This window comes from Streptomyces sp. NPDC057474, from assembly GCF_042802555.1.
Taxonomy (GTDB): domain Bacteria; phylum Actinomycetota; class Actinomycetes; order Streptomycetales; family Streptomycetaceae; genus Streptomyces.
In genome coordinates this window covers 1-23,731 of the sequence record NZ_JBHVDX010000163.1, presented here as the reverse complement: position 1 = coordinate 23,731, position 23,731 = coordinate 1, and the positions used below count along the sequence as shown (strand labels likewise).

At 69.2% G+C, this 23,731-nt stretch carries 22 protein-coding genes and 6 pseudogenes; 16 read left to right on the top strand and 12 right to left on the bottom strand.

Annotated features, from left to right (window positions below; genetic code table 11):
* The 4 genes from ACFU53_RS33685 to ACFU53_RS33670 form a co-directional block, all read left to right on the top strand.
* The coding region (locus ACFU53_RS33685) for a hypothetical protein (protein ID WP_384001048.1) at positions 1 to 231 on the top strand (231 nt) is incomplete at its 5' end.
* Positions 232 to 868: 637 nt separating this feature from the next.
* Positions 869 to 4,246 (top strand): toxin-antitoxin system YwqK family antitoxin, encoded by a 3,378-nt coding sequence (locus ACFU53_RS33680; protein ID WP_384001046.1) that lies wholly within the window; start codon positions 869 to 871, stop codon positions 4,244 to 4,246.
* 113 nt (positions 4,247 to 4,359) lie between these two features.
* A complete protein-coding gene (locus ACFU53_RS33675) occupies positions 4,360 to 5,160 on the top strand; it encodes a hypothetical protein (RefSeq protein ID WP_384001043.1) in 801 nt (266 codons plus the stop codon).
* Between the two features lie 315 nt (positions 5,161 to 5,475).
* Positions 5,476 to 5,922 (top strand): sel1 repeat family protein, encoded by a 447-nt coding sequence (locus ACFU53_RS33670; RefSeq protein WP_384001040.1) that lies wholly within the window; start codon positions 5,476 to 5,478, stop codon positions 5,920 to 5,922.
* Positions 5,923 to 5,969: 47 nt separating this feature from the next.
* Here ACFU53_RS33670 and ACFU53_RS33665 read toward each other — a convergent pair whose 3' ends face one another.
* Positions 5,970 to 6,638, bottom strand: a complete 669-nt coding sequence (locus tag ACFU53_RS33665) for a GntR family transcriptional regulator (protein WP_384001037.1) — start codon at positions 6,636 to 6,638, stop codon at positions 5,970 to 5,972.
* Between the two features lie 92 nt (positions 6,639 to 6,730).
* Here ACFU53_RS33665 and ACFU53_RS33660 point away from each other — a divergent pair, with 92 nt between their 5' ends.
* The 4 genes from ACFU53_RS33660 (at position 6,731) to ACFU53_RS33645 (ending at position 12,306) form a co-directional block, all read left to right on the top strand.
* Positions 6,731 to 7,159: a VOC family protein gene (locus ACFU53_RS33660; protein ID WP_384001034.1), complete on the top strand. Its 429-nt coding sequence runs from the start codon at positions 6,731 to 6,733 to the stop codon at positions 7,157 to 7,159.
* 104 nt (positions 7,160 to 7,263) lie between these two features.
* Complete coding sequence (locus ACFU53_RS33655; RefSeq protein WP_384001031.1) at positions 7,264 to 8,205, top strand: carbon-nitrogen hydrolase family protein; 942 nt, start codon at positions 7,264 to 7,266, stop codon at positions 8,203 to 8,205.
* A gap of 206 nt (positions 8,206 to 8,411) precedes the next feature.
* The gene (locus ACFU53_RS33650; protein WP_384001028.1) at positions 8,412 to 9,041 is read left to right on the top strand and encodes an SMI1/KNR4 family protein; all 630 of its coding nucleotides are present in this window, start codon (positions 8,412 to 8,414) and stop codon (positions 9,039 to 9,041) included.
* Positions 9,042 to 9,426: 385 nt separating this feature from the next.
* Positions 9,427 to 12,306 carry an AAA family ATPase gene (locus ACFU53_RS33645; protein ID WP_384001025.1) on the top strand — a complete coding sequence of 960 codons (2,880 nt, stop codon included), beginning with the start codon at positions 9,427 to 9,429 and terminating at the stop codon, positions 12,304 to 12,306.
* Between the two features lie 2 nt (positions 12,307 to 12,308).
* On the opposite strand, the gene ACFU53_RS33640 is transcribed toward ACFU53_RS33645, so the two are convergent.
* Positions 12,309 to 12,575, bottom strand: coding sequence for a hypothetical protein (locus ACFU53_RS33640; protein ID WP_384001022.1), 267 nt, complete (start codon positions 12,573 to 12,575; stop codon positions 12,309 to 12,311).
* 356 nt (positions 12,576 to 12,931) lie between these two features.
* Positions 12,932 to 13,318: a hypothetical protein gene (locus ACFU53_RS33635; RefSeq protein WP_384001019.1), complete on the bottom strand. Its 387-nt coding sequence runs from the start codon at positions 13,316 to 13,318 to the stop codon at positions 12,932 to 12,934.
* Between the two features lie 208 nt (positions 13,319 to 13,526).
* On the opposite strand from ACFU53_RS33635, the gene ACFU53_RS33630 reads away from it, so the two are divergent.
* The 3 genes from ACFU53_RS33630 to ACFU53_RS33620 all read left to right on the top strand — a co-directional run bounded on the left by ACFU53_RS33630 (position 13,527) and on the right by ACFU53_RS33620 (position 14,662).
* Positions 13,527 to 13,787, top strand: coding sequence for a hypothetical protein (locus ACFU53_RS33630; protein WP_384001017.1), 261 nt, complete (start codon positions 13,527 to 13,529; stop codon positions 13,785 to 13,787).
* A 117-nt stretch (positions 13,788 to 13,904) separates the two neighbouring features.
* Positions 13,905 to 14,183: a hypothetical protein gene (locus tag ACFU53_RS33625; protein ID WP_384001014.1), complete on the top strand. Its 279-nt coding sequence runs from the start codon at positions 13,905 to 13,907 to the stop codon at positions 14,181 to 14,183.
* Positions 14,180 to 14,662 (top strand): hypothetical protein, encoded by a 483-nt coding sequence (locus tag ACFU53_RS33620; RefSeq protein WP_384001011.1) that lies wholly within the window; start codon positions 14,180 to 14,182, stop codon positions 14,660 to 14,662. Before ACFU53_RS33625 ends, ACFU53_RS33620 begins: the two co-directional genes overlap by 4 nt.
* Positions 14,663 to 15,760: 1,098 nt before the next feature.
* Here ACFU53_RS33620 and ACFU53_RS33615 read toward each other — a convergent pair.
* Positions 15,761 to 15,957 (bottom strand): annotated as a pseudogene (locus ACFU53_RS33615) (epoxide hydrolase); the annotation flags it as partial.
* Positions 15,958 to 16,097: 140 nt separating this feature from the next.
* Between ACFU53_RS33615 and ACFU53_RS33610 the strand changes: the two are divergent.
* The 3 genes and pseudogenes from ACFU53_RS33610 to ACFU53_RS33600 form a co-directional block, all read left to right on the top strand.
* Positions 16,098 to 16,206: pseudogene (locus ACFU53_RS33610) on the top strand (SDR family oxidoreductase); the annotation flags it as partial.
* Between the two features lie 110 nt (positions 16,207 to 16,316).
* A complete protein-coding gene (locus ACFU53_RS33605) occupies positions 16,317 to 17,078 on the top strand; it encodes a beta-glucanase (protein WP_384001008.1) in 762 nt (253 codons plus the stop codon).
* Positions 17,079 to 17,168: 90 nt separating this feature from the next.
* Positions 17,169 to 17,423, top strand: coding sequence for a hypothetical protein (locus tag ACFU53_RS33600; RefSeq protein ID WP_384001005.1), 255 nt, complete (start codon positions 17,169 to 17,171; stop codon positions 17,421 to 17,423).
* Positions 17,424 to 17,522: 99 nt separating this feature from the next.
* Here ACFU53_RS33600 and ACFU53_RS33595 read toward each other — a convergent pair.
* Positions 17,523 to 17,870: pseudogene (locus tag ACFU53_RS33595) on the bottom strand (transposase); the annotation flags it as partial.
* A gap of 331 nt (positions 17,871 to 18,201) precedes the next feature.
* Between ACFU53_RS33595 and ACFU53_RS33590 the strand changes: the two are divergent.
* A complete protein-coding gene (locus ACFU53_RS33590) occupies positions 18,202 to 18,786 on the top strand; it encodes a GNAT family N-acetyltransferase (RefSeq protein WP_384001002.1) in 585 nt (194 codons plus the stop codon).
* Here the strand turns inward: ACFU53_RS33590 and ACFU53_RS33585 are convergent.
* From ACFU53_RS33585 to ACFU53_RS33560, 6 genes and pseudogenes are all read right to left on the bottom strand, one after another.
* The gene (locus ACFU53_RS33585) at positions 18,783 to 19,181 is read right to left on the bottom strand and encodes a hypothetical protein (protein WP_384000999.1); all 399 of its coding nucleotides are present in this window, start codon (positions 19,179 to 19,181) and stop codon (positions 18,783 to 18,785) included. The genes ACFU53_RS33590 and ACFU53_RS33585 overlap by 4 nt on opposite strands.
* Positions 19,178 to 20,033: pseudogene (locus ACFU53_RS33580) on the bottom strand (IS5 family transposase). The gene ACFU53_RS33585 and the pseudogene ACFU53_RS33580 overlap by 4 nt, the downstream one beginning before the upstream one ends.
* A 132-nt stretch (positions 20,034 to 20,165) precedes the next feature.
* Positions 20,166 to 20,294, bottom strand: a pseudogene (locus tag ACFU53_RS33575) (IS5/IS1182 family transposase); the annotation flags it as partial.
* Positions 20,282 to 20,377 (bottom strand): annotated as a pseudogene (locus ACFU53_RS33570) (IS5/IS1182 family transposase); the annotation flags it as partial. The pseudogenes ACFU53_RS33570 and ACFU53_RS33575, both read right to left, overlap by 13 nt.
* 5 nt (positions 20,378 to 20,382) lie before the next feature.
* Complete coding sequence (locus tag ACFU53_RS33565; protein WP_384000996.1) at positions 20,383 to 20,868, bottom strand: transposase; 486 nt, start codon at positions 20,866 to 20,868, stop codon at positions 20,383 to 20,385.
* A 76-nt stretch (positions 20,869 to 20,944) separates the two neighbouring features.
* Complete coding sequence (locus tag ACFU53_RS33560; protein WP_384000994.1) at positions 20,945 to 21,790, bottom strand: hypothetical protein; 846 nt, start codon at positions 21,788 to 21,790, stop codon at positions 20,945 to 20,947.
* A gap of 679 nt (positions 21,791 to 22,469) precedes the next feature.
* On the opposite strand from ACFU53_RS33560, the gene ACFU53_RS33555 reads away from it, so the two are divergent.
* Positions 22,470 to 22,679 carry a hypothetical protein gene (locus ACFU53_RS33555; protein ID WP_384000991.1) on the top strand — a complete coding sequence of 70 codons (210 nt, stop codon included), beginning with the start codon at positions 22,470 to 22,472 and terminating at the stop codon, positions 22,677 to 22,679.
* Between the two features lie 227 nt (positions 22,680 to 22,906).
* On the opposite strand, the gene ACFU53_RS33550 is transcribed toward ACFU53_RS33555, so the two are convergent.
* Positions 22,907 to 23,731 (bottom strand): glutaminyl-peptide cyclotransferase (locus ACFU53_RS33550; RefSeq protein WP_384000988.1); only part of this gene is annotated, 825 nt, incomplete at its 5' end.

The window sequence follows — 23,731 nt, the reverse complement described above, 5'->3', positions numbered from 1 at the left end:
AGACCGCAAACCACCAGCCCCGTCACCGCCCAAGCCACGATCCGAAACGGAACACGACTCAAGTGGCGACGGGAGAACTCAAAACCGGCTCACTATGATAATCTGGGCGATCGGGTAAGCGCGGAACTGCTCGGCGAGGACGGCAGCGCCGACGAGCACAAGATCGATGCGGCGCTACGCGCCGGGCAGACAGTCCTCCGCCCCGAACTCGGAGTTTCATCGCCGGCCTGATGTCCGGTGCCGGTGTGTGAGGCCAAGAACCGGCGCGGAGGCCGCCTATTGTCACCGCGAACTGCCCCTGTGTGACATCCCGTTAGTTCTCCTGAGCCCCGCTGAGTCCCCGTCCCTTTGGCCAGGGGGTTGTTCCTCCTTCGTGTGCCTCAAACGACTCCTGGCCTGCCCGGTCGAACAGGGGGCGTCCGGGCAGCCGTGCCACCACTCGGCACCGTCCGGGGACTCGACCGGGGTGAGGGGGTGCGGGTGCGGGTGCGGGTGCGGGGAAATGTGTACAGCACGTCCCGGTTGGTAGGTCGGTGAAACTACGCAATACGTTACTGAACTTTGGGGGGTGGGGGTCTTCCAGGGTGGTGGGTGTGGGGTGGGGGTGTTTGGATTCGGGGGAGGAGCCGGGGCCAGGTCGCCGGCGGCGGTGTACCAGGCATCGGCGTATGTGCACCGGATGCCGGGTCTGGGCGCGACGGAAAGACCTTTGTCTGCGACCACAAGCAAGAGCCAACCAGACCCGCGAAGGCGACTGCACCGATGAGGACGCCTGTTCGAAGCTGTGCCTGCGTGTCGACAACAACACCCGGTCGGGACGTGAGCAGCCCACATGGCCCACCGAACCGCACGAGACCCTGGACCCACGATGAGCTCCGCCGCCTTCCCCTACGACCTCGGCCTCGCCGCCGTCCCGCTCGACTGCGACTGGGACATGGTCATCTCCAACGGCCTCTGGACCGCGATGGATGAGGACGACCCGCGCTTGGCCGATGCGCTCGACCGGCTGGGCGTCGACGCCGCCTTCGCGCTCGCCGTTGCGTGCGCGGAATGGGTGGTCGCGCGTGTCGAGGACAATGTCGACAGCGTCGATGCGCGGCTGCGCATCGCGGCCGCGTGGGCTGCGCAGGCGCATCCCGCCGCCGCTTCGCTCCCGTTGCCAGCGCCCACGCAGGCCGGCACCGAGGTGGCCTGGGCGCAGCCGTTGTGCCTGGCCATGAAGGTGCTTGCGCAACTGCACGCGGACCTCGCCGATGGGCAGGCGATCGACGTGCGGCGTGGGGCGTTCTCGCTCGTCTCCCTTGCCGACCATGTCGTGGGGCGGTCGCCGCAGTTCCCGATGTGGCTGAAGGACGCGATGCTCCGAGCGGCCCAGTACTTCCCGCCGGACGACGCCGCGCCGTTGCGGCCGGTGCCCCGGGTCTTTTTCGCCCCGGACGTCGTCTGGCAGGACGGAGCGGGGGCCGCACTCGAAGCGTCATTCCTGCAGACCCTGGATCACGCCAACCCGTATCTGACGAGAGACACAACCATGGAAACCCCTTCCACGAGCGGTACCGAGCAGCCCCAGGCACGCAGGGAGCGTCCGGACGGTGTTCCCGCCGATGCCCAGTACATCGAGGAGTTCGGCGAGTGGGGCTCCGGTGAGACAAGGCCGGACGGCAGGACCGGCTCCTGGCGCTTCTGGCGGCCCGACGGGACGCTCGCCTGCGAGAGCGAGTGGCGTGGCGGCAAGCGGCACGGTACCGCTCGCCGCTACCACGACGACGGTTCGCCGGCGGAGGTGGCGGAGTTCCCCGACGGGCGGCTGCGGAAGGTCACCCTCCACCGCTCGGACACGCCGACGCAGGAGAAGTCCCCCCTGGACCAACTGCCGGGGTCCATCCGGGTCATGGTCCAGGAGTTCGACGAGGACGGGTACTTCGTCCGTCAGCGGTTCCATCCGGCCGACGGCTCGGAGGTCGACTACGACGGCGAGCCGTTCCCGCCGCGTCCGGAGAACGTACCGGAGGGTGCTCAGCACGCCTCCCGGCACGGCCACTGGTACCTCGATCGCAATATCCCGGGGGCGGAGCTCCGGCCTGTGGGCCTGCGCCGGTTCTGGGCGACCGACGGCGCCTTCAAGGGGGCCGAGTACAACGCCCCTGCTGGTGAGCTGTGCGCACAGATCGGCCTGGGCAACGCAAACCGGAGCAACCCGCTGATCGAGGCGGCGCGGGCCGGGGACGACACGGGGGTCGAGCAGTGCCTGGCCCTTGGGCTCGGCACCTCACCCGGGGCGGCGCTGCATGCCGCCCATGAGGGGCTTACGGAGCTGGCCCTGCGCCTGTTGGAAGGCGAACCAAGCGCCGGGCAGGGGGAGTTCACCATCCCGTGGGCCGAGCCGGAGCGCCGCGGCGGCACACCGGACGAGGCTGTCTGGGTCGACGGTTTGAGGTCGTGGGTCTGCGGGGGCCGCGCCCCGGCCGGCTGCACCCCCATCGGCACCTGGCGGATGTGGCGTAGCGAACCACATTTGAGCGCGGACAGGCCGATCGTGGTCGACTTCGTCGAGGGCCGTCCGGCCCGGCGCCGCGAGTACCTGCCCTGGACCCCTGAAGACCTCGACAAGGAGTTCGCCTACGGCCCCGGCGGCGAGGAGACCCTGTGCCGTAAGTTCGAGGACGGCGTACGGTCCGCCGAGACCGAGATCCTGCCGGACGGTACGACCGCGCACCGGCGCTTCCACGGGGAGGGTGCCCTGTACGTCGAACGGATCGAGCGTGACGGCGCCCTGGTGGCCGAGGCGTGGTTCACCGAGGACGGGACCCGGACCGCCGATGTCGGGCCGACCGAGGCCCTGGTGAAGGGCGAGCCGGTCGAGTGGTGGCGCGGCCTGGACGCCTCCGGCGCCGTCATCGCCGAGGGCGCGGTCCGGCCGGGTATCAAGGGTGGGCCGGTGGGGCGGTGGCGGCTGCTCGATGCCGATGGCACGCAGCGCGCCACCGTGAAGTTCAAGAAGCTGGACGTGCGCCGCCGAGGCGATCTCGGCCAGTTCGCCGCAGCTGTCCACGCCTGGCGGACCATGTCGATGCCTGAGGGGCTGACGGGCGTGGACGAGGTGAAGTGGGGCACGTACGAGACGTTCTTCGGCCGCGACGCGAAACACTTCCCGTTCCTGCTCAAGGGACTGGCCGTGCCTGACCCGCTCGCCTCCGAGCACGCCCTGGGCGAGATGTGGGACGAGGTACTGCACCAGCACACCGTCTCCGGCGTCGCCGGACCGACGCTGCGATTCATGATCACGCTGGTCGGGACCATGCCCGCCGACGAGGTGCCCGAAGCGCTGCTGGAGTTCATCCTCCAGGTCGCCACCCGAGACGGCAGCCTCGGCGCAACTGAGCGGCTCAAACACCTCTACGACACCACCCCCACCGACGCCGGAAAGCCCGCCGAGCACTTCACCGAGCACGACGTCGAAGGCGCCTACCACGAGATCTACACCCATCTCGCCGCGGCGACGCCGACGTGGGCCAGGCTGGCCGCCGACGGGCCTGGCATATCCCGCAAGACCCGGCAGATCGCCGTCCACCTGCTGGCAGCCGCCCCTGGCCAGGACGCCGCAGCGGCGCTGCGCGCCTGCCTGGCCGTTGAGACACAACGGGACGGGGAACGCGACCACCGCATCCTCGCGGATCTCCTGCTGTGCTTGGCGCTTGCGCCGGGCGAGGCGACCCGTGAGCTGCTGGAACCCTTCCTCACAGACGAGGACCCGTTGCTGTGCTTCTGCGCCGCGCTCACCTGGGTACGTACCGCCGCCACCCCCGCCACACCGGCTCTGCCACTCCTGGCCGCAGCGCTCACTGACCCGTCCGAACTGGACGAGTTCGGGGCGTTCTTCCTCGCCGAGGGCAGCGCGCCGACCGATGCGATCGGCGCCTTCTCCCTGCTGCCGCCCGAGCACTCCCGCGACAGCCTCACACAGATGTGCACCGCACTCGACAAGGCCAGCACCTTCGGTTCGCCCCAGGTCGCCCGGGCACTGCTCGACATCGTGTTCCCCACCGCCGCGTACTCCGACGGCGAGCCCCTGACCGACGACCAGCGCACTGTCGTGCAGGTCATCGCCGACCGCGTGGCCGGCTGGGACTTCGTCAACGTCAACATGAACGAGGTGCTCCGCTACAACGGCCTGCCCTGCGACGCCGACGCACTACGCGCCCTGTGCGCGATCCCGGCCGTCACCGCCGACGGCGGCGAGGCCTGACTGGGCTGGGTGGGACGGCAGAGCTCGGAGCCACCCTGGCGTCCCCTTCCCGGTCGAGTACCTGTCCGCAGGCCGTGTGCCTGCCGCGCGAATACGTTGAAAGGCTCACCCACATGCGCCCTCTGCGACACGAACTGGCCTCCGCATTACATGAGTTGCGGACGACGATGCCGGGCGGCCATCTGGTCGACCACTGGGGCGGCCCGCCTGCCACACCGAAGGACCGTGTCAAGGAGGCGGCACACCTCGACACATGGACGGAAGTGCTCGAGCAGGCGCTGGCGCGTTCCCGGTTCGAGCGCATCCGCATGCCCGAAGGGCGGTGCCCTCCCGACGGTGAATTCCTGCTCGCGTGGGCGATGCACCGCACGGGCGCCCCGTTGGCCCAGTTCCCGGATCTCACGTCCCGCAGCGGCGACGACATCGTGCTGGGCACCGGGTACGACGAGATCGTGGTGTTCCGGGGGCCGCTCGAGATCGAGGGGCATGCCCAACTCAACGGCACGGTCGTGGTGCTCGGTGACCTGACGCTGCACGGCGGGCTTGTCGACGGCTCATCGGCCGAGTCGGCCCTGGTGGTCGTGGGCAACGAACGGGTTCGCGCGCTGGACGCTCACACGGACCACCTGGTGACCGGAGACCTCGACGCCGAGCTCCTTCTGGTCCGGTCCGAGGAGGCAGACCTCCAGATCGGCGGGCGCTGTACGACCCGGGTGACGTTGTCCCAGTACTGGGAGGTCGGCGACGCGGGCGAGCAGATGATGGTGCGCGAGTTCGGCGGCGACCTCGCGAGGGTGCTGCACGGGTGGCTGCATCCCGTACCGGCCCCTGGGCCGCTCACGGTGGACGACGTGTTCCGGGGGGCCGCCACAGGACGGTGGCAGGTGGCTCGACGCCCCGTTGAGCGGGCATGAAGGTGACGCGAGCCGCTTGCTGAGGCGGTCGGGGCCCTTCCTGTGCGGCGGGGCCGGAGCGGCATCGGACCAAGATGGCTGGCCGGTCGAGCGGTGGCGCGGCCTGGACTCCTCCGGCGCCGTCATCGCCGAGGGTGCGGTCCGGGTCGGCATCAAGGGCCGGCCGGCGGGACGGTGGCGGCTGCTCGGCGCCGACGGCACGGAGCGCGTCACCGTGAAGTTCAAGAGAACTGGGGCCGGATGTTCCGCAGCGCTCGGATTGAAGCGCTTCTGTTCTGCGTACTTTGAATCTTGGGGAAATGGAGGGGGATCGGTGTGGCTGATCTCTTTGTGATCGTCGCTGCGGTGCTGAGCATTGTCGGTGGGGTGTCCGACACAGGTTGGCTCACCGATCTGAGCCTGGTGCTGTGGGGGATCGGCATTCTGTTGCTCATACGCCGGGCCGTGCTCCGCAGGCGGTACGGAACCCCGGAGCGCTTGAAGGCTTCCGCCGAGGCGGGGGACATGCGAGCCCTGCGCGGCCTGGCGATGATCGCGAAGATCCAGGACGACTTTGCCGAAGCAGAGCGCCTTCTGCGCACCGGCGTCGACGCCGGTGATGTGGAGTCGATGTGGGAAATGGGCCGCCTGGTTGAGCACCGCGACGGCATCCAGGCGTCGGAACCCTGGTTCCGTATGGCGGCCGAACACGGTCACTTCTTCGCCAAGCGGTTCTTCAGGCCTGGTCACGCGCTCAACATGGACGGCAACAACCCTCTGTAGGACCAGTTGGGCGGGGAAGCAGTTGTTGATCGCTGGGGCGACGAGGGCTACTCCTTCGCGTCCGCCGCCTTGAGAAGGTCGAAGGCGTGGCTCCGGTGTTCCGCGAAGAGCCGGAGCGCGCGCTCGGTGTCGCGCGCCTCCAGGACGTCGGCCAGTTCCCGGTGTTCGGTCTCGATGTGCTGGGCGTAGTCGTTCGCGCTCAGGCCCATGCGCATCAGCAGAAACAGGTGCACCTGGGAGCGGATCGCCTGCCATGCCCCTTCCAGGCGGCCGTGGTGGGCTGCGGCGTAGACAGCGTCGTGGAACTCCAGGTCCAGCCGCACAATCGCATGCTTGTCCTCGGCACGGCCCATCCGGTCCACGGCTCTCCGGACGGCCGCCAGGTCCTCCTCCGTGGCATGCTCCACGAGGCGCTCGACGGCCAACTGCTCCAAGGCGCCGCGGAGGCTGTTCAGCTCCTCGGCGTCCTGTGCGGACAGGGCGGTCACGGTGGTCCCGCGGTGCCATTCGCTCTGGACGAGGCCTTCGCGCTCCAGCCTGAGCAGTGCCTCGCGCACCGGACCGCGGCTGACCTGGAGGGCTGTGGCCAGCTCGACTTCGCGCAGCTGAGCCCCGGGCGCGTAGACGCCGGAGAAGATCGCGTCCCGGATCCGGTCTGCGACCTCGTTCGCCATGCCGCGTCGGCGGGCCGGCGCGATGCCACCCTGGTTGCTCACTTCGCTCCCCTTGCCTCTCGATGTAGTGATGTTAACATTCGGTCATTCGTCGTCGGTAGTACTGCTACGTTCCTGAAGGACAGGGAGCAATCATGACCATGCATGAAATACCGGTACCGCCGTTCCACCTGGCTGTGCCCGTCGACGACCTGGCGGTCGCTCGCCGCTTCTACGGCGAGACCTTGGACTGCAGCCAGGGCCGCAGTTCCGACACGTGGATCGACTGGAACTTCCGCGGCCATCAGCTCGTGACGCACCTGGCGCCGCGCAATGAGCCGGTCCACAATCCGGTCGACGGCCACGACGTACCCGTCCCGCACTTCGGCCTCGTCCTGTCCGTCCCCGACTTCCACTCACTCGCCGAACGCCTCCGCGCGGCGGACACCACGTTTGTCATCAAGCCCTATCTGCGCTTCGAGGGGCAGCCCGGCGAGCAGTGGACCATGTTCCTCAAGGACCCTTCGGGTAACGCCCTGGAGTTCAAGGCGTTTGCCGACAGCTCGCAGCTCTTCGCAGTGTAGCCAGCGTCGCTGCCGGGCCCGGGCCGCTGTCCGGTCCGCCCACCGCCGACTGCTCCCGCCGACCGCTCATCTCGCAACTCGAACACGACACAGGAGACAACGACATGCGTGTTGCTGCCGCACAGGCCCGGCCGCACTGGCTCGATCCGTCAGCGACGACCAAGAAGGTCCTCGCCTGGCTCGAGAACGCGGCGGCACAGGGCGTCCAGCTGATCGCCTTCCCCGAGACCTTCCTGTCCGGCTACCCCTCCTGGCTGGAGCACACCGGCGGCGCCCGCTTCAACGACGCCGCACAGAAGCGCGCCTACGCGGCGTACCTGCAGGCTTCGGTGGAGCTCGACGGCCCGGAACTCGCCCAGATCGCCGAAGCCGCACGGGACCTGGGCATCTTCGTGTACCTCGGCACGACGGAGCGGGGAGTGGGTACCGCCCGAGGGACCGTGTTCTGCACACTGGTCGCCATCGACCCCGGCGCGGGCATCGTCAGCGCTCACCGCAAGCTCATGCCGACCCACGAGGAACGGCTGGTCTGGGGCATCGGGGACGGCAACGGACTGCGCGTGCACCAAGTGGGCCCCGCCCGGGTGGGAGGCCTGAACTGCTGGGAGAACTGGATGCCGCAGGCCCGCCACGCCCTGTACGCGCAGGGCGAGGAACTGCACATCAGCGTCTGGCCCGGCAACCCCCACAACACCGCCGACAACAGCACATGCTTCATCGCCCGCGAGGGGAGGATGTTCCACCTCGCGGCCAACGGGCTGCTCTCCCTGTCCGACGTCCCCACCGACTTCCCGCTGCGCGCCGAGCTGGAGCAGGCCGGCGTGACCGACTACTGCCGCGGTGGTTCCGCCGTGGCGGCGCCGGACGGCACCTGGCTCGTCGAGCCGGTCGTGGACGAGGAGCGTCTGGTCATCGCCGATCTGGATTTTGCCCGAGTCCGGGAGGAGCGTCAGAACTTCGACCCGACCGGTCACTACAGCCGACCGGACGTCTTCGCCGTCGAGGTGGACCGCCGGCGCAGGGAGGCTTCGCACTTCCGCGACTGACCCGGATCACGGCGCCGGGCCCGCTCGGTTCGCGTGTCGATGGCGGCCCCCGCGATCGGGGGCACGCATCGCCGACCCGGCGCCCTTCGGCCACTGCGCCGACATGGAACGCCGGGGCCGTCCGTGCGGTGGCTCTCCCCGTCAGCCCCACCTCGGCCGCCTGCCGCACACCGTGCCGTGGAATCACTGGATCGAGGACCGCACCGTTGACACACGAGAGCCTGGCAGTCCTTCGCCACGCCGCCGAGGCCGGAACAGTCACGATCACGGCGTCGGGGCCCGCCTCGGCCGAGTCCGTACACCGCCGGGAAACGGGGCTGAAGCCGCACTTCGGCACCATCCACTGGACGGCACCACCCAGCTACCGGTCCTTCCTCGCCGAGCACAACACCTTCACCTGTCGAGGCGAGTTCGGCCATGACATCGTCCTCGTCGGGGACGAGGACATGGTCGAACTGAACTCGAATACCGTGCACATGCCGGAGCACATGGACCGCGGCGACGGTCGCTGCCTGTCCACCAACCACCTGGTCGGCTTCGCCGACTCCGGCGCGGAAGCGATCTGGTGCTTCGACATAACCCAGCCGGGCGTGGACGGCGAATACCCGGTCTACCTCCGCGAGCAGGACGAGCCGCGCGCACGCCTCGTCGACAACGGTGACTGGGAGGACCCGGACGACTCAGCACCGGACTTCCCCTCGTTCGCAGCCTGGCTGGACGCCATGACCCGCTCACTCACCGCGCCTGAGCCGCCGGGCTGCTTCCTGGACCTGCGCACCCCGGACTTCTACCGCGCCGGCCACTGGCGCCCCAGGCGGAGCCGCGGGGGCGCCTGAACTGTTGCCGTTCATCGGTCATCCGGTCATCCGGTCCGGTCATTCGATCATCCGGCCAGGGCGGCCTGGAACTTCACGCACTGCTGGAAGACGAGCGGGCTGGGAACGGTCCCACCGGTGCCTGCCTTCGCCGTGGTGTTGCCGGCCACCTCTCGGGGGTCCTCGCGGCTCAGCGGTGTCAGATGGCTGCTGGAGTCCGTGGTAGCGATGGGATCACCCTTCCTGGCGCATGCCAGCTGCAGACGGCTCGGCTCCGCCTGCGCACACTGCCCGATGCCATGGCGCGAGGCATCCGTGAAGTCACGTAATCGTGTAATTGCATACATAAGATCGGCATATGTAAAGTCCCCAACGGCCACGCGCCCGGGGGAGATGAGGTGGGGATGTGACTCCGCTGGTGAGCCGAACGGCCGAGCTGGAGCGGTTGGACGCGGTGCTCGACCGGACGCTCGGCGGGGGCGGCGAGTCGGCCGTCGTGGACCTCGCCGGGGCGGCGGGGATCGGGAAGAGCCGCCTCATGGCCGAGTTCTGCCGCCGGGCGCGGGGCCGGGGGATGACGGTGCTGCGCGGCCGGGCCACCGAGTACGAACAGCACATTCCGTACCGGCCGTTCAGCGATGCCCTCGCCGACCACCCCCGTGGCCACGACCACGACATGGGGCTGAGGGAGCCGGGTGTCGGGGATGGGCGCGGTGACCGGTTCGGGCTGCACCGGTCCGTCGCGAAGCTGCTCGTGCGGATCGCCGGGGCCGGCTCAGGGCCCGGCCGCGGGCTCGTGGTGGCGCTGGACGACCTGCACTGGGCGGACCCGGCGTCCCTGGAGCTCCTCGACCACCTCGTCCGCCATCCCCCGCACGCCCCCGTCATGATCGTCGTGGCCCGCCGCGACCGCCAGACCACCCCATCCCTCGCCGCCGCGCTCACCCGGGGCATCGACATGGGCACGGTGCTCCGGCTGGACCTCGGACCGCTCACCGAGCGCGCGTGCGTCGAGGTCCTGGCCCCCCAACTGGCCCCCGGTCTGCCGCCCGGCCGGGCCGTGGAGCTGTACGCCGCCAGCGACGGCAACCCGCTGTACTTCCTCGCCCTCCTGCAGGCCGGACGGGGCGGGCAGGCCCGAGGGCACGACGTGTCACCGCATTCCGCCGGGCTCGGCTCCCTCCTGCTGGACGAACTGACGCCGCTGACCGCCGCGCAGCGTCGTACCGCCGAGGCGGTGGCCGTCCTGGGCGACCATGGCACCGTCGCGCTGCTGGCTGTGGTGACCGGCCGGGACGAGGCCGGGGTCGACGCGGACCTGGAGGCGCTGGCGGGCCGTGATCTGCTGCGTCCGGGCCCCGGCGGGCGGTGGCGGCTGCGCCATCCGGTGCTGCGGGCGCTGGTGCACGACAGCACCGATCCCGGTTCGCGGGTCCGGATGCACCGCCTCGCCGCGGCCGGGCTGGCCGGCGCCGGTGCTCCCGCCACCGAGCGCGCCCACCACGTCGAGCGGTCGCTGACCGGCTGGGACCCGCAGGCCGTCGCCGTACTGTCCGAGGCGGCCGAGCGGGCCGCCGCCACCGCGCCCGCGAGCAGCGTCCACTGGCTGGGCGTCGCCCTCGCGAACCTGCCCGACGAGCCACAACACACCGCGATGCGCCGCGATCTGATGCTCCGACGGGCCCGCGCCCTGGGCGTGTGCGGAGGACTGCGGGAGAGCCGGGACCTGCTGCACGAGGTCATCGCCATGTCGCCACCGGACGAGGCCGGGGCGACGGGCGTGCGGGCTTCCGCCGTGACGCTGAGCGCCGTGATGGAGCGTCACCTCGGGCGTTACGCCGAGGCGGTCGCGCTGCTCCGCCGTGAGCTCTCCCGTACGCCGGGACCGCCGCCCGCCGATGCCGTCGAACTCGGCCTGGAGCTGGGTTCGTCCGCGCCGCATGCCACCGGCTACCCGCAGGTGCGTGCCGACGTGGCCCGCACCCTCGACCTGGCCCGGTCGCTGGGCGACGAGGTCGCGGAGGCGGGCGCGCTCGCGATCTCGGCCCTCGGCGAGGCGTACGAAGGTGAGATGTCCGCCGCCCGGGAGGCCACCGACCGGGCAGCTGGGCTGGTCGACGCGCTGACCGATCACGACCTCGCGGACCTGTGCGAGCCGCTGTTCCGGCTGAGCTGGGCGGAGGTGTTCCTGGAGCGGTACGCCGATGCCGAACGGCACGCGGACCGGGGCCTGGCCATCGCCCGGCGCGGCGGCCGGCTTTACGTCCTGCCGCACCTGCTGCTGTGCAAGGCGCATGTCCACACCCAGACCCTCCGGCTCGACTCGGCCGTGGAATTCGCGGACGAGGCCGAGACCATCGCCCGCGGCATCGGCAGCGACGAGCTGCTGGCCTTCGTCCTGGGCAGCAAGGCGCATGCCCTGGTCTACGCACTTCCGCACGACGACCGGACCCCAATGGCGGTGGCCGAAGAAGCGGTCGCGGCTGCCGGTCAGGGCACCCACTGGTGGGCCTCCATCGCCTGGTGCATGCTCGGCTACGCGGCGATCCACGCCGGCGACCCCCAACGCGCCCGGACCGCCCTCCTCCACGCGGGAGGCGACAACCTGAACGCGCTCCAGCCGTCCATGCGCCCGCTCTTCCTGGAGATCCTCGTCAACTCCGCCGTCGCCACGGGCGACACGGACCATGCCAGGACCTGGGCCGAGCGGGCCCGTAAGGAGGCGGAGCAGCTGGACTTGCCGTCGCAGTGGGCCTCGGCGCTGCGCAGCGCGGCCCACGTCGTGCGCGGCGAAGGCGACACGGCAGCGGCGGCGAAGTTGTTCGAGGAGGCCGCGGAGGAGGCGGCCCGCGGGGGAGCGGTCCGGTGGGAGGCGTTCAGCCTGCTGCTCGGCGCCCCCCTGACCGCGGCCGCCGGCCACCCGGACCGCGCCCGCTCCATGTGGACCCGCGCCCGACGCCTCGCCGAGACCGGCGGTTCCCGTCTACTGACCGGGCTGGCGGACGCGTTCCGTCCCACCGTGTTCGGCCCGTCGACGGCCGACGACGGGCCCGCCGCTGTGTCTGTGTCCCTGACCCTTCGCGAACGTGAGATCGCCACCCTGGTCGCCGAAGGCCTGACCACCCCCGCCATAGCCGCCCGGCTCTACCTCAGCCCCCGCACGGTCGAGTCTCATCTCGGCCGCATCTACCGCAAGACCGGCGTCACTTCACGAGCCGCCCTCGCCGTACTCCAGACCCGGTCCGAGCTGTCCGACGGGACGACTCGAACTGCCGGGATCACCTGATTTCACTGATACCGCCGATGACCCCGCGCCCGGGTCTGTTCCACGTGCCGTTGCAGGCTGGGGTTGTCTTCGCGCTGGGCGCGTAGTTCCGCGACGGCCTGGCGTATGACGTCCATGTCGATGGGCAGCGGTCCGCCCTCGGTGACGGGGTAGCGGACGTGTGGGGGTGCCCCTGCGGCTTCGAGCACGGCCACGATCTGCGACCGGGCGCGCCGTTGTTCCTTGGGGTGCCGGGACGGGTGCAGTGCGATGCCCAGTGGTGTCGGCACCGCGCTGAAGCATGGATGAGTAACACTCCTTGAGTTCTGAATTCCGCGCCCGGTTCCTCCTGCTCGTTCCGTGCCTGGACCAGGACCTGTTCACTCCTTCGGGTGGTCTGACCCCCTTCTGACCCCAGCTCATCCAGGGTGAGCGGGCCTCGTGTGCACCGAGGTTTCTCATCCTGGATGAAGGCGAGGTGGTGTGAGTTGGCACTGGCCCTGGAACGCGATCTCCGTGATCTCCGGCCGCCGACCCGCACCGTGCCGAACTCGCCGACCGCCTCGGCCCATGACTGGGAGGGATCACGCGGTGTGGTGGTTGCCTCCGCCCCGACAGCAACCACCACCATGTCGGGACTGCCTTATCAGGGGTTGGCGCAGATCGCGTACACGCTGATGCCGACGGTGGAGTAGCCGTCCTGTCGACCGAGTGCGATCCAGCCGGTGCCGTCGGGGGTGGGGAAGCTGCCGACCAGCACCGCGCCGTTGCCCCGGGCCTCGGCGCCGCCGCCGATGACCTTCTTGCCCGCCGGGCAGTAGAGGGTCCGGCGCTGGAAGTTGGGCACGTTGGCGTTGGGAAGCTGGACGATTTGGTAGCCGTCCACGGCCGCGGCCCGCACCGGTGCCTTGGCCGCAGCAGCCTGGCTGGCAGCGGTACCGCTGGAGGTGGCTTGGGCGGCCCAGCCGGCTCCGGATGCCAGGGCCAGGGCCAGGGCCAGAACGCCCGCGCCGATCGCCTGCTTGCCTCGCATGTGTATGTCCTTCCGTCCCGGAGACTCCGGAGAAGTGGAGTCCTCTCGGTGGCCATCGTCACGGTACCGATCAGTGAAAAGGTAAGAAATCTCCCTAAACCCCACGATGGCGTGGACGCGGGTCATAGAGGGCGCTCATGGTCGGCGGGGCACTCCGGCAGCACACCCCGCCGATGTCGGTGCATCGGCGGGGCGCAGGGTGGGTGCCTTGGCGGCCGGTCGGCCTGTCCGGTCCTCGCCCGCCAGGTCGTGGTGGGCGAGGACCAGGCGGAGCGACCGGAGGGTCAGCAAACAGAACCACCTGCCAGACATCACCCTCGCTGCGCTGCGCAGCGCCCGCGCCAACGATCCGTCCTTCCCGGGCCCGGCGGGCAAGCGCGGTGCCGAGCTCCTCTACCGCGTCGGCGATCTGAAGCGCTGGGCACGCAACCGGCCCCGCGCCGCTTCCGGCACCACCGAACTGGACTGACCCGGCCCGGGCCGCCGACATCCGCGACCCGGCCCTGTCCGCTCTGGCCGACACGATCCCCTCGCCCTGCAGAACACCCGGTTCACCAGGCACAGCGCAGAAATGGAAAACCGCATCATGACGAGCACGACCGCGCTCCCGAAGCTGCTGCGCCTCACCGACCCCGGTCTCCGCGAGCAGCTTCAGGCGCTGCCCGCGTCGGCGGCGCTCATCGGCATCAGCACCAACGGACGGGCGATGGCCGTAGACATCGACGCCGCGCCCCACGTCCTGGTCTGCACCGGCACCGGCGGCGGCAGCACGACCATCCTGCGCACCATCACCGCCGCGCCCACGCCCTGGTCCTCGACACCGCGCGGGTCTCCCACCGGTGGGCGAAGGGCCTGCCGACGGTGACGCACCGCGCCGACATCGCCGGCATAGCCGACATCCACGACGCTCTGGTCGGACTCCGGGCCGAACTTCAGCGCCGTATCGACCACGCCAACCAACACGGCGACACCGACGACCTGCCGCGCCTGACGGCGGTGTTCGAGGAAGCCGACCACACCCTGCGGAAGCTGGCCCGCTACTGGGACACGGCCGGGGAGAAGGACGCCCCGAAGACGTCCCCGGCCTTCGACGCCCTCAACGAGTTCCTCTTCGCCGGCCGCCAGGCCCGCATCCACGTCCTCTTCGACGGCTACCCCACCGCCAGCGCCCTCGGTCCGGGAGGGCACGAGCAGTTCCACGCCGTGGTCCTGGGGCGAGTTCCCACCAGCACCTGGAACCGGCTCGCCCCGCAGGTCGGCCCCGCGCCGAGGGCAGCACGCACCCCGGGCGTGTCCACGTCGTGCAGGGTTTCACCGTCCACCAGGCGCAGGTGCTGCTCCTGACCGACGTCGAAGCCGCCGCGTGGGTCACCTCCACCGCGGCCGGGGAGAGCTGACCCGGCCCGGACACACGACGGGCCCCGGGGAGATGAGCCATCCCCCGGGCCCGGCGTTATGGAGTCACGCTGTTCAACGACGCCGCGACATCCGCGTCACGCCCGCGCCAACCGTTCTCCGGTGGGCGCGCTCAGCCTTCCTCAGCCTGTGACGGCTCTGCCTGGTGCAGGCAGTACACGCGCTTGGACGCCGAGTCGAAGCGGCCCATGCACCTCGGCACTGCCCGCGTTCGAGGACAGGTCCCCGGCCGTCCGCGCAGCCCGGGCAGGTCATCACCGGCTGGCGGAAGCCGGAGCTGACCACCCAGCCGTCGCCTTGGGCGGCGTAGCGCGCCATCTGTGAGACCTCGGAGGCGAAGCGTGCGTCTTCGTCGTCGCCGGTCTCCACCGCCAGGTGGACGGCAAGGCAGTCATCGGTGTCGCATAGGACAGCTACTCCTATAAACATCCAGTCCCCTCCCCGAAATGGCACGCGCAGTCACGCCCAACATGACCATCTTGCTCAAGCGGCATGCCCTCGCGCCGGGACTCCGCCGGAAGTCATCGGCAGGTTCGGCAAGTTGGGAACATCTGCGGGCGTTCAGCAAGTCCTGGCCGAACAGGCCTGGGCATAGCGTCTGAGCGAGGAGGACCGGCGCGGCCTGACCGCGCTGTTCTGGTCCAATGTCAACCCGTACGGCTTCCGCCTGGACATGGACAAGCGCCTCGACCTGGGGCCGGCTGCCGCCGTGCCCCGCCCCCGCAACCCGGCGGACACTGCCGACCGATCGCGTACGGAGACACAGTAAATGAATCCCAGGACTTCACCGACCCAGGATGAACGAGGCCTCGTGGCGGGCGCGGCGGACGGGAGGGGCCTTGGCCGCCAGAGCGGTGAGCAGGAGCAGCACGGCGCTGATGGTGAGGCCCGCTGACGCAACGGGCGTGGCGGTGGCATGACAGTGCTCCCAGGAGGGTGGCGGCGAGCGGGGTCCCGCAGGGAGGCCGGCTCAGGCAGATGGTGTGGCGGGCGGTGCGGGCCGGTCGGCCGACGCGCACGCCCCCGCCGCTCGTTGGCGGTGTGGATGCCGGGGCGGGTTCTCGTACGTGACGAAGGTGAGGACGACCGGGGTCTGCACGACCGGGGTACGGTCGTGGGCCGGGGGCCCAGGGGTAGCGGTTGGCATTGGCGTAGTAACGCATCGACGTGGCGATGGAGTTGTTCACCCAGTAGATCGTGGCGTCGGTGAGCAGGTCGTCCTTGTCTTCCTCTGCCGGTCCCGTTCGCCGGTGCCGTCTCGTCCCGGCCTTACTGACGCCGCTGCCACCGGGGCAGAAACCCGTAAACGCGGTTGGCCGACTGGAGTGAGCGGGGCCGGTCGAAACTGATGAGGCCCTGTTCGCTGAGGCGGCTCGGCACCCCTGAGGACATCGCCGACTGCGGCGTTCCTTGCCGGCCCCGGGTGCTGGGTTACCGGGCAGATTCTCTACGCCAACGGCGGAATCGCCTGAGTGAACGCAAATCCGGGCTTTGTCAAGGCGGATTCGCCCGTCCGAGTTGTCCTTTCCGTAGATTCACCAGCATTTGCATGCCAAAGTCACATATGGAGCAGCATCTGCGCATGGAGAATCCTGCATTCGAAGGGACACCGTCGGCAGAGAGGATTGCGTCTGGACCTGAGGTTGTCTTCACGGCGGACTTCACGTCTACCCGTCAATGGGTGGCAGGTCGTTCGTGGGCATATCCGAACGGCGGACCGGTCAACCCCGGCGACAACAAACTGGATCACCTGACGGCGGACCCCGCCTGCAGCCGCTCGGGCACCTTCCGTGCCACCCTCCGCAAGGACGGCCGGTGGGACACGGGTTTGCTCACCACGGAGGGGAGTGAGGAGGCCTTCACCGTCCGCGCAGGGGATGTGCTCGAGGCACAGGTCAGATTGCCGTACGAGGCCGGGGCCTGGCCGGCCATCTGGACCTGGCGGGACGGCGACCAGGAGATCGACGTCTTCGAGTACCACCCCGACAACCCCGACCTCCTGGAGCTGACCAACCACGTCCGCGGCGGCAACTTCTACTACCGCAACCCTGCTATCCGCCCGGGCGCGTGGGTCGACCTGCGCGTCGAGTTCGGCCCGAGGTCCGTGATCTGGTGGGTGAACGGCAGCCGGGTGTTCGCCGACCGCCAAGGCGTCGGACGTGCCTGGCACGCCTACCTCATCGTCAACCTGTCAGTGTCCGCGGGCCGCTACCACCCGCCACCGGCTCCCCACGTCAAGGAGATGTCGTACGAGGTCCAGCACCTCGTGGTGCGGCGGCCAGCCGCGCTTTTGGAGGAACTGTCCGACGAGCCCGCGGCGGTGGCCGACAGCGACGGACCGTGAGCCGAAGCTCCGCACGGCAGGCGGCCCGGCCTGAGTCCGCAGTGCTGGCTCAGACTGAAGCCCCGGCAGCCGCCGGGGCTCTCTTTCTGTATGCCTTCGGAGGTCTCCGACGGCCTCGTGGGACTGGCCACCGACTACGACATTCCGTCGAGGCAGAGCGCCAGCGCTCTGGAAGCACTGGCCCGCGCCTACTCCCTGGTGCTGTCCGGGCCGACGCCCCTGTCGACCAGTTCTCTTGACGGCGCGCGCGCTCGGAGCTGGAGCGCCCCGGACCTGTCGGCAGGTGACGGCTCGGCGGTGGACGAAACGGTCGAACTCTCCTATGTCGGCAACGCCTCGGTCTAAGTGGGCGGTTCGTAAGGTGATGTCTGTTTCTGGCTGAGGTGGGAGCAAGGCCGCTGGTGGAGGTTCTGTCGGCTATTGCTTCCTGGCGAAGTTGCCGGGGACACTCTGGGTGTCTAGGACCGCCAGGGTCGGGTCCTCTAATCGGCGGGCGCGTTCACGGACCTGGCAGCGCAGGAGTTCATGGATGACCTGGTCGGTTCCGTCGTCCCGCCAGGCGGCGAAGTAGTAGTAGGTCGCGCTCTTCTGCGGCAGGTCGTGCGGAAGATAGGCCCACTGACAGCCGGTCCGCCCCTGGTAGAGGATCGCGTTCCCGATCTCCCGCATGTCGTACGCGCCCTGGTGGCCGCTGACCGAGCGGTGCCGGCCCTTCCATGCGGTGATCACCGGCTCGATCAACGACCACTGCTCGTCCGATAAGTCACTCGGATACGGCTTGCGTTCACTCACCCGATCACATCACCAGATCAACAACCGCGGACCGGCAAATTCCGCCCCGCCACCACACCATCAGGCGACAGCAGATCCACTCAAAGAGTCATGAACCGCCCACTAAGAGGGAGTTAAGTCCGTTTCTAGTAGTGACCTCGTCCGGGTTGGGTGAGGAAGCCTTGGCGGGCGAGGCGGCTGTGGGTGACGTTCATGTCTGGGTCGTCGGTGGGCAGGCCGAGTAGTCGTGCCGTGCACGATCTGCTGGTAGGCGGAGCCTTGGTCGTGAGGATCCAACCGGGATCGGATATTCGGTGTTCTGCCCGCCCCATGAGGGCACCAGATGGTGCGCATGACTTTGGCCACCCCCATACTGCACACCGCTCGCCTGCGACTGCGCCCCTTCACCGACGCCGACGCGGACCTGCTCTTCGCCCTGCACAGCAGCACCTACGTGATGCGCTACTGGGACTCTCCGCCGTGGAACGAACGGGCCCGCGCCGAACGCTTCATCAACATGTGCCGGAAGATGGCGGACGAAGGCACCGGGGCCCGGGTGGCCATCGACCGTGCTTCTGACGGGGCCTTCGTCGGCTGGTGCGGTCTGACCGGATGGAACCCGGACTACCGCAGCGCGTCGTTGGGCTACGTCCTCGACGAAGCGATGTGGGGACACGGCTACGCGACGGAGGCCGCGCACGCCTTGCTGCAGTGGGCATTCGACGCACTGGACCTGAATCGAGTGCAGGCCGAGACCGATACGCGCAACGTGGCATGTGCCCGGGTCCTGGAGAAGATCGGATTCATGCGTGAAGGGACGTTGCGGGAGGACTGCGTCGTGAACGGTGAGGTATCCGACTCGTGGGTGTTCGGGTTGATCAGGCGAGAGTGGCGGCCGGCGGCCGTGCCGATTCCAGCCCGCGAAGAGCGGCGTTAAGTCCGTCTCTGGTAGAGGCCGCGTCCAGGTTGAGTGAGGAAGCCTTGACGGGTGAGGCGTCCAAGGCGGCTGCGGGTGACGTTCATGCCCGGGTCGTCGGTGGGCATGCCGAGGAGTTCGTGTAGATCACGGACCCGGAACGCCTGATCGGGGTGGGTGTTGAAGGCGTTCAGGATGACCTGGTAGGCGGTGGTCAACTCAGGCGGTTCGGATTCGGTCCCGGTCGGGGCGAGTTCCGCAATGACCTTCCGGGTCGTGTCAAGTTCCGCCAGACGCGCCTCGGCCTCGGCCAGAGCAGCGTTCAAGTGCTCGATATGCTCGCGCAGTTCGCCAGCCCGGGTGGCGGCCGCGTCCTGCCGGATCTGGAGATCTGGCAGGAGTTCGATGACGTTCACGCGGCCGCCACGAAGTCATCGCGCCAGGCTGGTGCAGGCGTGGTGAGGCGGCGGGCCATGTTCGCGGTGGATGCCCAGTAGATGCGCGAGGCGGCATTGTCGGGCCGGTGGTCGTACTCGCGGGCCAGACGCCGGTGCAACATCAACGTGCCGTTGACCTGCTCCACCACTCATCTCTTCGGTTGCGGAACGAAGCCCTTGCCCTGGTCGGCGGGGTTGCGGCGGACGACGTCGACGGTGATGTCGAGCATCGCGCCGCGGATGACGACCTCGTCCTTGAACCCCTGGTCCACCAGGGCCTTCTCCAGGCGGTTCCCGCACTGCTCGGCGGCCTGGTCGAGCAGGGCTCTGCCGGCGGCGTTGTCGTGCGCCGAGGCGGCCCAGCACGACGACGCTGATGATCAGCCCCAGGACGTCGACGGCCAGTCCCCGCTTGCGGCCCGGAGTCCTCTTGTTCGCGTCCAGCCCCGTCGTGGCCTTCAGGACCCCCGCGGCCGCGCGCACGGACTGCGTGTCGATAACCACGAGGGACGGGTCCTCTAATCGGCGGGCCTTCTCCCGCACCTGGCAGCGCAGCAGTTCCTGGATCTGCTGGTCGAGCCCGTCCTCGCGCCACAGCGTGAAGTAGTAGAACACCGCCGACCAGGCCGGCAGATCATGAGGCAGATAGCGCCACTGACAGCCCGTCCGGTTCTGGTAGAAGATCGCGTTCACCACGTCCCGGAGATCGCAACCCCCGGGATCGCCGATCGCCGACCGTGCGACCCGCTCCCGCTTCCACGCCGTGATCATCGGCTCGATCAACGTCCATTGCTCATCCGCCAAGTCACTCGGATACGACTCTCGCTCCATGCAACGAGCCTCAGCATGAACATGCCCACCGGTGAGCCTGGACGGCAACCAGTGCCACGAACGAGTGATCACGAACTCAGAAAGATCGGACTAACCTCCTCTGAGGGGCGTTCAATCTGGAACCGTTATGGTTCAGGGGTTATGCCAAGTTATGGTCGTTTCACCGGTTGCTCGGCGGGCGACAGTGGAGATCATCGCGAGGCGGATCATGCTCTCGGAGTGATCGGGCCGGGTCTCGTAGTCGCGGGCGAGGCGGCGGTGACCATGACAGCCAGCAGCAGGCCAAGGGTATCGACGGCGATGCTGCGTTTGCGGCCCACGATCTTCTGATCAGCAGATCCGCCATTGCTTAGACACTCCCGGCCCAGGCTGAGCGCCGGACCAGCAGCGGGTGCAGGCGGTCCCAGGCAGTGGCGACGGCCTTCCCGTAGTGGGTGGTATCGCTCCGTTGTGACGGACGGGACAAGCTGAGTGGCCGCAGCCTCGAACGCGAACTCCGCCCCGCGCTTGGGCTTGCGTACCCGCTTGCCCGGCGGCTGCGGCGGGGCGCGAAGTGCAGGACGTGGTCCGAACGCATCCGACCCGGCAGCTCAACGGGCAGGTCCGCGAGCAGAAAAGCCAGGCGGGTCACGTCATAGCCGACATCGACGACGACCAGGACGGGCGGGTCGCCGATCTGCGACTGGCTTGCGATATACAGCCGCTGGAACACCTCCCGGACCTGGGCGGCGGTAACGGCTATCGCGCCGTCCCACGGACACAGCCGAACCGCGTCCAGCCTGGCAGTCCACGATGTCCGACCCGGCTCCAGCGCGGCAACAAAGAGTAGGGCCACCCGGGGATCATCTGGGCCGAGCCCCGGCCCCGACCATCCAACGGAAGCGGGCAGTGCTCCGGCACGCGAGGCAGAACTATCGAAACTGGCTGCGCCCCGTGGTCGCCCAGGCCCGGCACGGTGTCCACTCGGTCGGGACGTGGCGCTCGGGAAGGTCGGGGATGCGACTGGCGCAGGCCGCGCACTGGCGGTACGTCAGCCGCTTGTTGACCAGCCGAGCCGCCGGTTCTCCCGTGGCGTCGGCATCGACCAGGCGCAGGCCGGCTCGTCCGTCCCAGCCCGTCGGCCGGTCCCGGTCGGGGCCGTAGTGGACGGAGACCACACAGCCGGTCCCGAGGACGCGTCCGGCTAGGTGCTCCAGGCGCTGCGCGTCGAGCTGGCTCGGTTCGGTGACCCGCCAGCGTCCGCACTCGCCGGGCTGCCGGATCAGACGCATGGGACGGTCGAGCTGGACGGGGGTCTGGCCCAGGGTGACGACGTACCCGTCGATGGGGCACAGATACCGGCCGCGGCTGCGGACGGACGTCACACCCTGCAGAGGGACGCCGCACGTGGGCAGTCGTGATTGCCGATCTTGTCGCCGTGGCGGACACGGCCATGGTGCGTCTTCGTACACCTCGGGCAGCGTCCGTTCGCTTCGTCCTTCTCCCCTCGATGCCGGCCGCGCTACGGGCGGCGGTCGGCTGGTGCCGTCGTCGAAGTACGTCCGCAGGAACACCCGCGGACCGGCGACCGGCCCGTGCCCGGCGGGCCAGGTCACCTTCCCGGTGACGATGAGCGTGTCCCCGCCACGCACCCTGGCCTTGTTGACCTTGTACGTGATGCCGCTGGCGACGGGCTTGCCGGCAACCCCCGCACGGGCGAAGACCATGTCGCGGTCCGTCGGGTCCTCCGTGGGATCGTAGGAGGCGTGGAACTCCACCTCATGACGAGGACTGAGTAAGAGACTCGCTTTCTCCTCCCACCGGTCCGCCGATCCCCGGACAGCGTGAACCGCCCCTCGTCGTCGGTCCGTACGGTCCCCAGACTCCGGCTCTCCCGCTCGGTCGGATCGATGGGATCCCCCCATGGGTTCCAAGTGTTGTGGAGCACGGACTGCCCGACCTCGACCGGTGCGACGGCCACGGGAGTGCCGTCGGCCCGGGTCAACACACCGGTCAGATCGACCGTCCGCTCGTCGTAGTCGGTCGTGAGTCTGTCGGCCGAGATGTCCAGCCGATAAGCCGCGTCCCCGGGATCGCCGGGTGCGCTGTCGAATGCGTGGGCGGGCAGCACACCCCGCGCCGGTGATGGCCAGGGCGAGGACGGCGGTCGTGGTCAGGCGGGCCGCCGGTGAACGCTTGCGCACGTGAACTCCTTTGGCGGCGTGGCGGGTTGTCGTTTCGTCGTGCATGCCGGGCCGCTGTGGCTACGGCACCTGTTTGATACACAAGACATGACTTGCGGTTGTATGACGCCCTCGTTCCCCTTTAGCGCCCGGCCGTGCACGCCCGCCGCCTGACGAAAGCGCGAACGCTGGGCACGTCCGCAACCGAGGACCACAGCATCCGCTTCCACCAGGTCCATCTGGAAGACATGAGCCGGGTGCGGGTGCGCAAGGGGTGCGAGGTGGGGGGACCGCGAGGCGACGGCGGGGGAGATCGGTAAGGGGGTACGAGTGGTCGAAGGACCGGGTCATCCCCGTCACCGACGACGAACTCGCCGACGTGCTGCTGCCGACCGCGAAGGCGATGGGCAGATGGCTGGTGGCCGGACGTCTTGGGACGGTGCAGTACGAGGCAGCGGCGTTGAGCGCCGCGCATGTGGTCTGATCAGGCACAACAGCTTCGAACCCCGAAGGCGGCTCCTCGAGAAACCCGGGTCAGATGTGTCTGACCTGGGTCTTCTCTTGTGTGCGTGAGAAGAGCGCTGAGCACAGAGGTTGGGTATCTCGAGCCTCGGGCTCGGTCGCATGAGGGGTGGCCAATGCCGGCCCCCGCTGACCTGGAATCGTCCCCGGCCCATCTGCGCGCTCGTGCCGACGGGATCGTGGGCTGGATCACCTGGCGACGAAGGCCACCCGGAACATCTTGGGCCACCATTTGCCGGTGAGCAGGAACTCGTCGGTGCCGGGGACGGCGGCGATGCCGTTCAGAACGTCGGTGTGCTGCTGCCGCGAAGTCAACAGCCCTGACGCGTCGATCTCCGCGGTCACCGCGCCGGTGTCGGCGTTGACGCGCACGATCCGGTTGGAGGGCCAGACATTGGCGTACACGCTGTCGCCCACGCATTCCAGCTCGTTGAGTTGTGGCACCGGGCGGTCGTGGAGGGTGACGGCGACCTCCCCCGTTGCAGCCAGCGTCCGCGGGTCCCGGAACGTGAGCCGGGAGGAGCCGTCGCTGGTGACCAGCCGCCCCCGCCTGGACTGGTGGCACACACCCCAGCCCTCCTGCGCGTAGGGGACCCGGCGCAGCTCCGCCAGTGTCCTGGCGTCGCGTTCGATCGCGACGTGGTTGCGCCAGGTCAACTGCCACAGCGTCGGCCCGAGAACGGTGATTCCCTCCCCGAACAACAGTGTCGGCAGGTCGGCACGGACGGTGGGAGGCCGACCGGGCGGACCCAGACGGATCGACGACTGCCCGGCCAGGCCAGTCCCCTCGTAGAGCGTGCGGCCCATCATCTCGAGGCCCTGGGTGTAGGCCTTGGGGTCATGAGGCAGGGTTTCGAGGACCTTGACCCCCAGTTGCTCGACGCGATCGGCGGCGGGCGGGGCGGCGGCCTGTCTCCGGAGTGGTGAACCGTCGTCCATTTCACACGAGGGGACAAGCATCGCGCCCGCCAGGGCCACAGCCGCGACGGCCGGGTACACCAGCAGTGCACGCAC